We start from the raw sequence: 10,449 nt of genomic DNA on the forward strand, positions 1-10,449 counted from the left end.
TCTGTGGCCTGGAGGCCGCCTGCGGGGCCCCGTTTCGTTCTCTGGTTGACTGACGGACATGACTGACCTGAACAGCAAGCCCGAGTTCGACGCTCCCGAGGGCCCGGCCCCCACCGACCTCGTCATCACCGACATCGTCGAGGGTGACGGCGCCGTCGCCGAGTCCGGCTCGACCGTCAAGGTCCACTACGCCGGCGTCGAGTACGAGTCCGGCGAGGAGTTCGACAGCTCCTGGGGCCGTGGCGAACCGATCGACTTCCCCCTCGCGGCCCTCGTCCGCGGCTGGCAGGAGGGCATCCCAGGCATGAAGGTCGGTGGGCGCCGCAAGCTCGTCGTCCCGCCGGAGCTCGCCTACGGCCCGGCCGGCGGCGGACACTTCCTGTCCGGCAAGACCCTGATCTTCGTCATCGACCTGCTCGGCGTCCGCTGATGGCGGGCGTCCCGGCGGTCCCGACCCTCGAGCTGAACGACGGGCACCGGATCCCGGCGCTCGGCCTCGGCACGTACTCGCTCGACGGGGACGAGGGGATCCAGGCGGTCGGTGCGGCGATCACGAGCGGGTACCGCCTGCTCGACACCGCACTGAACTACGGCAACGAGGACGCGGTCGGCGAAGCGGTCCGCCGCGCCGACGTGCCGCGCGACGAGTTCGTGGTGACGTCGAAGCTGCCGGGACGCCACCACGGCTACGACGAGGCGCACCGTTCGGTGGACGAGACCCTGGCGAACCTGGGGCTCGACCACCTGGACCTGTACCTGATCCACTGGCCGAACCCGTCGGTCGGCAAGTTCGTCGAGACCTGGAAGGCGTTCGTGGACCTCCGCGACAGCGGCAAGGTCCGCTCGATCGGTGTCTCGAACTTCACGCCGGAGCACCTCGACCGGATCATCGACGCCACCGGGGTCGCCCCGGCCGTCAACCAGGTCGAACTGCACCCGTACTTCCCGCAGACCGAGCTCCGTGCCGTGCACCAGCGGCTCGGCATCGTCACCGAGAGCTGGAGCCCGCTCGCGAAGCAGTCCGAGCTCCTCACCGAGCAGCCCGTCACCGCCGCGGCCGCCGCGCACGGGGTGTCGGCCGGCCAGGTCGTGCTCCGCTGGCACGTCCAGCTCGGTGCCGTCCCGGTGCCGAAGTCGGGCGACGCGGACCGCCAGCGCGAGAACCTCGACGTGTTCGGCTTCACGCTGAGCGACGACGAGGTCCAGGCCATCTCCGCGCTCGAGCGCGGTCGGCTCTGGGACGGCGACCCGGACACGCACGAAGAGATGTAGCCGAGCGCGTTCGCGTCGAGCCCGAGCGGGGCAGGGGGATACGATTGGTCCCCCTGTCCCGAAGGGTTGCGAGTGTCCGAAGCGCGTGTTTCCGAACCCACCGAGATCGACCGTGAACGCGGCTACGTCGACGGTCTCTTCCACCGACTCGACGAACTGACGGCCGAGGCCGCCCAGCGACTCGCCGAGACCCGTCGACAGACCGTCGGCGGCAACCACCAGAGCCGCAGTGAACGCGACGCCTTCGCGCGGCTCTACGAGGACACCGTCGCCACGCTCGAACGCGTCGGTGACCGGCTGGTCTTCGGCCGGCTCGAGGTCCAGGACCCGCCGGCCGACGAGGACGCCTTCCGGTACATCGGTCGGGTCGGCCTCCGTGACGCCGACCACCGTCCGCTGCTGCTCGACTGGCGTGTCCCCGGTGCCAGCGCGTTCTACCAGGCGACCGCGGCGCACCCGATGGGCATGCGTGCCCGTCGACACCTGACCCTCGAGGGCCGGACGGTCGTGGGGGTCGAGGACGAGGTCTTCGACGCCACGCTCTACGACGACGAGCGCACTCACCTGCAGGGCGAAGGGGCCCTGCTCGCCGCGGTCACCGCCGAGCGCACCGGCCGGATGACGGACATCGTCGCCACCATCCAGGGCGAGCAGGACCGGATCATCCGCTCCCCGCTCGAGGGCGTGCTCATCGTGCAGGGCGGCCCGGGCACCGGCAAGACGGCCGTCGCACTGCACCGCGCCGCGTACCTGCTCTACTCGTACCGCGAGCGCCTCCGGGGCTCCGGCGTCCTGGTCGTCGGCCCGTCGCCGGCGTTCCTGACCTACATCGAGCAGGTGCTGCCGTCCCTCGGTGAGACCGGCGTCGTGATGGCGTCGCTCGGCTCGCTGTACCCGGGGCTGCACACCACGGTCCACGACCGCCGGGACGTCGCCGCGGTCAAGGGCTCGGGCGAGATGGCCGACCTCCTGCGCCGGGCGGTCCGCTCACGCCAGGTCGTCCCGACCGAGTCGGTGACGCTCGACGTCGAGGGCGAGCGGCTCGTCGTCCCGCCGCAGCTCGTGGCCGAGGCGATGCGTCGCGCCCAGGACCGCGGCAAGCCGCACAACGTCGCCCGGGTGTCGTTCAACAAGAACGCGCTCGACGCCATGACCCGTCTGCTCGCCGACCAGCTGCGCCAGCGTGGCACCACGGTCGACGAGGCGGACGAGAAGGTGCTGCGCGAGGACATCCGCAGCTCGTACGACGCCCGCGTCCTGCTCAACACCGCGTGGCTGCCGCTGCCGGCCGAGAAGTTCCTCGAGGACCTCTACGCGCGCCCGAACTGGCTGGCGTCGCTGACCCCGAACTGGAGCCCCGAGCGCCGCGAACTCCTCCGCCGCGAGCGCGGTGCCGCCTTCACGGTGGAGGACGTGCCGCTCCTCGACGAGGCGGCCGAGCTCCTCGGCGAGTTCGACCCGACCGGAGGTGCGGCGAAGCGTCAGGCGAAGGCCAGCCGGAACCGCGACATCGAGAACGCCCGCCAGGCCATCGAGAACATGGGCGTCGAGGGCATCGTCAGCGCCGAACAGGTCGCCGGTGCCTTCGCGGAGGGCGGCGACCCCCGCTCCACGGCCGAGCGTGCCGCTGAGGACCGCGAGTGGACCTACGGGCACATCGTGGTCGACGAGGCGCAGGAGCTCTCGCCGATGCAGTGGCGGATCCTCGCCCGCCGGAACCCGCTGCGGTCCTTCACGATCGTGGGCGACATGGCGCAGGGCTCCTCGCCCGGTGCCGCCCGCACCTGGGACGACGTCCGCGGGGCGCTCTCCCGACGCCGTCGTGGTCGTGCGCCGCAGGTGCCGCTGGACTCCCGGCTGGAAGAGCTGACCGTCAACTACCGCACGCCGCGCTCGATCGTCGAGGCCGCCGGGGCGTTCGCCGCCTCGGCCGGACTCACGGTGACCGCGAACGAGGCGGTCCGTGACGGTGACCCCGTCGAGCGGCTGCGCGTCGACCGGGCGGACCTGTTTGACACCGTCGTCCGCCGGGTCGACAGCGAGCGGGACCTGATCGGCGCGGGGACGATCGGCGTGATCGTGCCGGAAGCCGACGTCACGGCCGTCCGCGAGCGCCTGGCCCGCACCGAGGCCGACGTCCGCGGGCTCGGTTCGCCGCGCCCGGGCTCGGTCACGGTGCTGACGGGTGCCGACGCGAAGGGCCTGGAGTTCGACGGCGTGCTGCTCGTCGACCCGGATCGCGTCGGGTCCGACGCGGCCCGCGCGGCTGCGGCGGTCTACGTCGCGATGACCCGCCCGACCCGTCGCCTGACGGTCATCGAGGTCGCCTGACGGTCGTCGCGGTCGCCTGACGGGAGGCCCGACACCCGCCCGTCAGGCCGGTTCGCCCTGGTCCCGCACCTCGGCCACGAGCGTCGCCCACGGACCGTCCGGCCGGCGGCCGACAGGCGGACCGGTGTCGGGCCTCCCTGCCGTGGGGCGCTCGTCAGTCGCGCTTGCGGTTCTCGACCAGGGCGAGCGCGTAGGACTCCCACCACTGCCCGGCGGCCGGTCCGCCGTTGCAGCTGCCGTCGCTGAGGCCGGGCGTCTTCACCCAGAGCAAGGCGTCGAGCCGGGTCGTGCCGAGGGTGACGTGGGGGAGCTGTCCGAGCCCGGCACCCTCGGGGTTGCACCAGTCCCCGCGCCAGCCCTGACCGTTCCGCGAGACGTCGATGACGAAGTGCGGGTCGCCGCCGATCGCGTCGGCGAGTTCGTCGGCGTAGGCGCGCTCCTGGTCGACGCGGTAGAAGTTCGACACGTTCGTGGCGAAGCCCTGCACCCGGTCGACGCCCGCGCGCCGCAGCCAGTCGGCCATCGTCCGGACCGGCACCCGGTTCTCGTTGCCGCCGTCCAGGTACACGGTCAGCCCGTGCCCGGTGAGCGCCGTCACGGCTTTGCGGAGCAGCGGCAGGCGCGTGTCCCGCAGCCGCTCGCACACGGCGATCTGCGCGATCGAGTCCGGCTCGACCAGGACGACGGCGTGCGAGCCGGCGAGGGCGCGGACGATCGCGCGGACCCACGGCAGGTAGGCGTCCTCGGCGGTGCCGCCGCGCGACCAGTGCCCGCAGTCGCGGTCGGGGATCGCGTAGAGCACGAACACCGGGGTCGCGCGCTGCTCGCGCGCCGACGCCAGGACACGCTGCACGGTCGCGACCGTCTCCGGCACGGACGGGTTCGTCAGCCAGGTGGCGACCGGCTGGTCCGCGATCACGGCGAGGCGGTCCGCGGTGGAGGCCCGGCCCGCCTCCCGCGCGGCCGTCTCGTGCCAGCGTGCCTGGTTCGCGGTCGACGGCTGGCGGGCGAGGCCGCCGGGCCACGCTTGGGCGACGCTCTTGCGGTGGGTGACCGGGCGGTCAGCGCCGTGCGGCAGCACCACGCTCACCGCCACGACGACGGCCACGACGAGCGCGCCGACGATCCCGATCCACGCCCACTGACGCGTGGACGAGGCGCGTTCCGGTCTCGGCATCGGCCGTTCCTCCCTGTTGCGCGACGCCCCCGACCCGCGTCCGCTGCTGCCGTCATGTTCCCATCCCATCGTCATGCGATGCCAGGGTGCTGCCCAGCAGGCGTGCCCCAGACTGACCTGATGTTGCGGAAACTGCTCCTCCTGGCCCTGACCGGCGGCTACGCCTGGGTGATCTACCGGATGACGCTGACCCCGCACGTGTTCACGTCGGCCGAGAACGCGCTGGTCCTGCACGCCATCGCCTGGGTGCAGCACCTGCCGCACGGTGCCTGGTTCACGTACGACCGCACCGAGTTCCTGGCGAACGTCGCGATGTTCGTCCCGGTCGGGGTGATCGCCGCGCTGTGGTTGCCCCGACGCTGGTGGATCCTCGGCGCCCTGGTGGCGGTCGGGCTGTCGGTCGGGATCGAGTTCGCGCAGGCCGAGTACCTGCCGGCCCGGGTGGCCGACCCCCGCGACGTGCTGTCGAACGGCATGGGCGGCCTGCTCGGGGCGACGCTCGTCGGGTTCGTGCGGAGCCTGCTGCCCGAGCGTCGACGCCGTCGTCGGCCGCTGCGGGCACGGACGGTCTGAGCGACCGCGCCCCGTCGGCGCGTCCCTGCTCTGGTATGCTCGTTCGGTTGCCGTCGAACGGCCGCGGATCAAGAGCGCTCACACATCAGGTGTGGGCACCGCGCAACGGACAGAGCTCTCACGCAGAGCAGGAAAGGGGATCCTCCATGGCACTTGACGCGAAGATCAAGCAGGAGATCATCGAAGAGTACGCGACCCACCCGGGCGACACCGGATCCCCCGAGGTCCAGGTCGCCGTTCTGACGCGTCGTATCAACGACCTGAACGAGCACCTCAAGGAGCACAAGCACGACCACCACTCGCGTCGTGGTCTGCTCCTCATGGTCGGTCAGCGCCGCCGTCTCCTCGGGTACCTCTCCGACGTCGACATCGCCCGCTACCGCGCGCTCATCGAGCGTCTCGGCCTGCGCCGCTAGTCAGATCCGGAGCACTGCCACCGCGCAGTCCTGCTGATCGGAAGCCCCGTTCCTCCTGGTGAGGGACGGGGCTCCTGTCGTTCCCGGGCCTCTGCCGTTCCGCGTGCATCCGTCGCGGGAATGCGTGGGAGTCGTTCCGAGTTCCTGATACTGTTCATGCAAACGCATCGAAAGTCGGGAGTCTCCATGACCACCATCGCCGTCGTCTCCGCCGGTCTCTCCGAGCCCAGCTCGACCCGCCTGCTCGCCGACCGCCTCGGCGCCTCGACCCTCGAGGCCCTGTCGGCCGACAGCGCCGTCGCCGGGGACCGGGTGGAACTCCGGAACGTGGACCTCCGCCCGCTGGCGCACGAGATCACCGACGCCATGCTCACGCGCTTCGCCGCCCCGGCCCTGACCACCGCGATGGCGACGGTCGTCGAGGCGGACGCCGTCGTCTTCGTCACCCCGGTCTTCACCGCCGGCATGAGCGGCCTGGCGAAGTCCTTCCTCGACGTCCTCGACAAGGACGTCCTCACCGACATGCCCGTGCTGCTCGGGGCGACCGGTGGCACCGCACGCCACTCGCTCGCCCTCGAGCACGGCATCCGTCCGGTCTTCGCCTACCTCCGCGCCGCGGTCGTCCCCACCGGGGTGTTCGCCGCGACCGACGACTGGGGGAGCGACGACGCGGGCACGCTCGACGCGCGCATCCGCCGGGCCGGAGCCGACCTGGCGTGGATGATGCGGGCCTCCCGTCGGAAGCCGCAGCAGGCGGACGCCCTGCCGGAGGTCGTGGACTTCGCGTCCCTCCTCGGTGGGGCGCAGCGCTAGCCGCACCCCTGCCGGCACTCAGTACCAGTGCGGGTTGACGCTCATCTCGTGGTTCCAAGCGCCGCACGGCGTCCCGTAACTGCTCTTGATGTAGGCGAGACCCCAGTTCACCTGGGTCTGCGCGTTCGTCCGCCAGTCCGCTCCGGCGGCGGCGAGCTTCGACGCGGGCAGTGCCTGCGGGATCCCGTAGGCACCACTCGACGCGTTCAGGGCGTTCGCGCGCCAGCCGGACTCCTGCGTCCACAGGGACACCAGGCAGCCGAACTGGTCGCCGCCCCAGCCGTAGTTGCCGAGGACGCTCCGGGCGTAGGCCTGCGCGGCGGCCGGGTCGACCGCGACGCCGTCCGTGCTGGGGTAGTCGTTGCCCGATGACGCCCCGCCCGACGGGGTGGGTGCGGCCGCTGCTGCCGCCGCGGCCTGGGCGGCGGCCCGCGCCGCTGCCGCCTGTGCCGCGGCCTGCGCGGCGACCGCCTGTCCGACTTCGTAGCGACGCTGCGTCTCGGCGGTCGAGTCCCGGAGTGTCGCGAGCTGCTGGTAGAGCTCGTCACTGTGCGACTCGGTCGACGCGACCGCGGAATCAGCACGCTGCTGGGCGGCCTTCGCGGTCGCCGCCTTCGCCTCGGCCGCGGCCGCGAGCGAGGCACGCTCGTCCTCGGCCCGGGCGGCCTGGTCGTGCAGCGAGGACGCCGTCTTCGCCGACACGGAGGCGTCGTCGAGCACGCCGGCCCACGTCGTGGACAGCTGGTCGAGCGCACCGAGCTGGTACAGCAGCGCGTCCGGGTTGCCGGCGGTCGCGATCCGCGTCGTCATCTGGTCGGTCGAGCCGTCGCGGTACAGGTCCGCGGCCAGCCGCCCGGCCCGGGTCTGCGCACGCTTCGCGGTCTCCGCCGCCTGGTCCGCGTGGGCCTGGAGGCTCGTGGCCGTCTGGGTGGCCTGGGCCAGGTCCGCCTCGGCCTGCGTCGCCTCCGCGGAGCGGTCGAGGGCGACCTGCGACTTCGCGGCGGCATCGGCCTGCACCGACTTCAGGGCTGCCTGGACCCTCGTGACCTCGGTCTGCTTGGCCTGCTCGTTCCCCTTCGCGCGCTGCACGTCCTGCCACGTCGGGTAGTCCGTGGCGGAGGCCGGCGCAGCACCGACCACCGGGACGACCAGGGCACCGACGAGCACGGTGACGGCGAAGAGGACGTGTCGCCCTTGCGGCCGACGGACGAGGGTGGGATTCCGAGGCATGCCAGCAGGCTAGGTGAGGACACGCCCGTTCTCCTGGAGCACCGCCGCTCGTCCACCACGGAATGCTAAGGTCGGCTGGTCTGGGGACCGTTCCCCGAGACGAACCATGACATCGCACGCAGACCGGCACGAAGCTGGTCATCGGTGGTGGCGTCCGGGCCGGTTGTCGTCCCGTGTGCTTCTACTGCTGGCCAGACATGCGTTCCGCGTCGTGGAGCGCACGTGCACGAGTGTGCCCGAGGCCTGGTCTGCTGCACGAAAAACGCAAGGAGGCATCCTCTATGGAGGGTCCCGAGATCAAGTTCGCGGAAGCGACCATCGACAACGGTCGCTTCGGCACCAGGACGGTCCGGTTCGAGACCGGTCGTCTCGCGCAGCAGGCACAGGGTGCCGTCGCCGCGTACCTCGACGAAGAGACCATGCTGCTGTCGGCCACCAGCGCCGGCAAGCACCCGCGTGAGGGCTTCGACTTCTTCCCGCTGACGGTCGACGTCGAAGAGCGCTCGTACGCCGCCGGCAAGATCCCCGGCTCGTTCTTCCGCCGCGAAGGCCGCCCCAGCACCGAGGCGATCCTCGTCTGCCGCCTGATCGACCGGCCGCTGCGCCCGTCGTTCGTCGACGGCCTCCGCAACGAGGTCCAGATCGTCATCACCGTCCTGAGCATCGCCCCGGACGAGTTCTACGACGCGCTGGCCATCAACGCCGCGTCCGCGTCCACGCAGATCTCCGGTCTGCCGTTCTCCGGCCCGATCGCCGGTGTGCGTCTCGCGCTCATCCCGGGCGCGAACGGCACCGACCAGTGGGTCGCGTTCCCGAAGGCGTCGCAGCTGGCCGAGGCCGTCTTCGACCTCACCGTCGCGGGCCGTGTCGTCACCGACGAAGCGGGCAACGAAGACGTCGCGATCATGATGGTCGAAGCCGAGGCCACCGAGCACAGCTGGGACCTCATCCAGGGCGGCGCCACCAAGCCCGACGAGTCCGTCGTCGCGCAGGGCCTCGAAGCGGCCAAGCCGTTCCTCAAGGCCCTCGTCGAGGCGCAGGCGAAGCTCGCCGCGCAGTCGGCCAAGGAGATCCAGGACTTCCCGGTCTTCCCGCCCTACGCCGACGAGGTCTACGCGGCCGTCGAGTCCCTCGCGCTCTCCGAGCTCGGTGACGTCTACAAGATCGCCGCCAAGACCGAGCGCCAGGACGCCGACGACGCACTCAAGTCGCGCGTCAAGGCCGCCATCGCCGAGCAGGTCTCCGCGGGCACGCTGCCCGAGGTCGCCAACAGCCAGGTCGGTGCCGCGTACAAGTCGGTCACGAAGAAGGTCGTCCGCGGCCGCATCCTCACCGAGCAGATCCGCATGGACGGTCGCGGCCTCGCCGACATCCGTCCGCTCGACGCCGAGGTCGCCGTGATCCCGCGCGTCCACGGTTCCGCGGTGTTCCAGCGCGGCGAGACGCAGATCCTCGGCGTCACCACGCTGAACATGCTCAAGATGGAGCAGCAGATCGACTCGCTGTCGCCCATCACGAAGAAGCGCTACCTGCACCACTACAACTTCCCGCCGTACTCGACCGGTGAGACCGGTCGCGTCGGTTCGCCGAAGCGTCGCGAGATCGGGCACGGCTTCCTCGCCGAACGCGCCCTCGTGCCGGTGCTGCCGTCGCGCGAGGAGTTCCCGTACGCCATCCGTCAGGTCTCCGAGGCGCTCAGCTCCAACGGTTCCACCTCGATGGGTTCCGTCTGCGCCTCGACCCTGTCGCTCCTCAACGCGGGTGTGCCCCTCAAGGCCCCGGTCGCGGGCATCGCGATGGGCCTCGTCTCCGACACCGTCGACGGTCAGACCCGCTACGCGGCGCTGACCGACATCCTCGGTGCCGAGGACGCACTCGGTGACATGGACTTCAAGGTCGCCGGTACCTCCGAGTTCGTCACCGCGATCCAGCTCGACACCAAGCTCGACGGCATCCCGTCGTCCGTGCTCGACGCCGCGCTGAAGCAGGCCAAAGAAGCCCGTTCGGCCATCCTCGGTGTCCTCAACGAGGCCATCGACGGGCCCGACGAGATGGCCGACACCGCCCCGCGCGTGATCTCGGTCAACATCCCGGTCGACAAGATCGGCGAGCTGATCGGCCCGAAGGGCAAGACGATCAACGGCATCCAGGACACCACGGGCGCCGACATCTCGATCGAGGACGACGGCACGGTCTACATCGGTGCCGTCGACGGTCCGTCCGCCGAGGCCGCGCGTGCGCAGGTCAACGCGATCGCGAACCCGACGAACCCGGAGATCGGGGACCAGTTCCTCGGCACGGTCGTCAAGATCGCGACGTTCGGTGCCTTCGTGTCGCTGATGCCGGGTCGTGACGGTCTGCTGCACGTCTCCGAGGTCCGCAAGCTCGCCGGTGGCAAGCGTGTGGAGAACGTCGAGGACGTCCTGGGCGTCGGCCAGAAGATCCTGGTCGAGGTCACCAAGGTGGACGACCGCGGCAAGCTCTCGCTCGCCCCGGTCGTGGCCGACGAGGTCGACACCGAGGGTCGCGACGACCACGGCACCCACACCGAGGTCCCCGCCGAAGGCTGATCCCTGATCACCTGAAGCCCACAACGGACGGCGGCCCGCTGGGCGGCGGGCGGTGTGGGGGGGGGTG

General features: G+C 71.3%; 9 protein-coding genes. 7 read left to right on the plus strand and 2 right to left on the minus strand.

The annotated features are described in order from the left end of the window. Positions 1–58: 58 nt before the first annotated feature. From SOM35_RS02105 to SOM35_RS02115, 3 genes are all read left to right on the plus strand, one after another. On the plus strand, positions 59–430 hold the full coding sequence (locus SOM35_RS02105) for an FKBP-type peptidyl-prolyl cis-trans isomerase (protein ID WP_111045050.1): 372 nt from the start codon (positions 59–61) through the stop codon (positions 428–430). Beyond that, positions 430–1,272: an aldo/keto reductase gene (locus tag SOM35_RS02110; protein WP_301222380.1), complete on the plus strand. Its 843-nt coding sequence runs from the start codon at positions 430–432 to the stop codon at positions 1,270–1,272. The genes SOM35_RS02105 and SOM35_RS02110 overlap by 1 nt, the downstream gene beginning before the upstream one ends. A gap of 72 nt (positions 1,273–1,344) precedes the next feature. After that, on the plus strand, positions 1,345–3,603 hold the full coding sequence (locus SOM35_RS02115; RefSeq protein ID WP_111075514.1) for a HelD family protein: 2,259 nt from the start codon (positions 1,345–1,347) through the stop codon (positions 3,601–3,603). A 154-nt stretch (positions 3,604–3,757) separates the two neighbouring features. Here SOM35_RS02115 and SOM35_RS02120 read toward each other — a convergent pair whose 3' ends face one another. After that, the gene (locus SOM35_RS02120) at positions 3,758–4,780 is read right to left on the minus strand and encodes a glycoside hydrolase family 6 protein (protein WP_320514218.1); all 1,023 of its coding nucleotides are present in this window, start codon (positions 4,778–4,780) and stop codon (positions 3,758–3,760) included. Between the two features lie 120 nt (positions 4,781–4,900). Between SOM35_RS02120 and SOM35_RS02125 the strand changes: the two genes are divergently transcribed. The 3 genes from SOM35_RS02125 to SOM35_RS02135 all read left to right on the plus strand — a co-directional run bounded on the left by SOM35_RS02125 (position 4,901) and on the right by SOM35_RS02135 (position 6,582). Further along, positions 4,901–5,353: a VanZ family protein gene (locus tag SOM35_RS02125; protein WP_290156606.1), complete on the plus strand. Its 453-nt coding sequence runs from the start codon at positions 4,901–4,903 to the stop codon at positions 5,351–5,353. 146 nt (positions 5,354–5,499) lie between these two features. Continuing rightward, on the plus strand, positions 5,500–5,769 hold the full coding sequence (gene rpsO / locus SOM35_RS02130; RefSeq protein WP_110823867.1) for a 30S ribosomal protein S15: 270 nt from the start codon (positions 5,500–5,502) through the stop codon (positions 5,767–5,769). 186 nt (positions 5,770–5,955) lie between these two features. Further along, complete coding sequence (locus SOM35_RS02135) at positions 5,956–6,582, plus strand: CE1759 family FMN reductase (protein WP_320514219.1); 627 nt, start codon at positions 5,956–5,958, stop codon at positions 6,580–6,582. Between the two features lie 18 nt (positions 6,583–6,600). Here the strand turns inward: SOM35_RS02135 and SOM35_RS02140 are convergent, their stop codons facing one another. After that, positions 6,601–7,812: a coiled-coil domain-containing protein gene (locus tag SOM35_RS02140; RefSeq protein ID WP_320514220.1), complete on the minus strand. Its 1,212-nt coding sequence runs from the start codon at positions 7,810–7,812 to the stop codon at positions 6,601–6,603. Between the two features lie 281 nt (positions 7,813–8,093). On the opposite strand from SOM35_RS02140, the gene SOM35_RS02145 reads away from it, so the two are divergent. Beyond that, entirely contained in the window at positions 8,094–10,382 is a 2,289-nt protein-coding gene (locus tag SOM35_RS02145) for a polyribonucleotide nucleotidyltransferase (RefSeq protein ID WP_111075509.1), read from the plus strand. Positions 10,383–10,449: the final 67 nt, after the last annotated feature.

This window comes from Curtobacterium sp. CFBP9011 (assembly GCF_034045095.1).
Lineage (GTDB): Bacteria > Actinomycetota > Actinomycetes > Actinomycetales > Microbacteriaceae > Curtobacterium.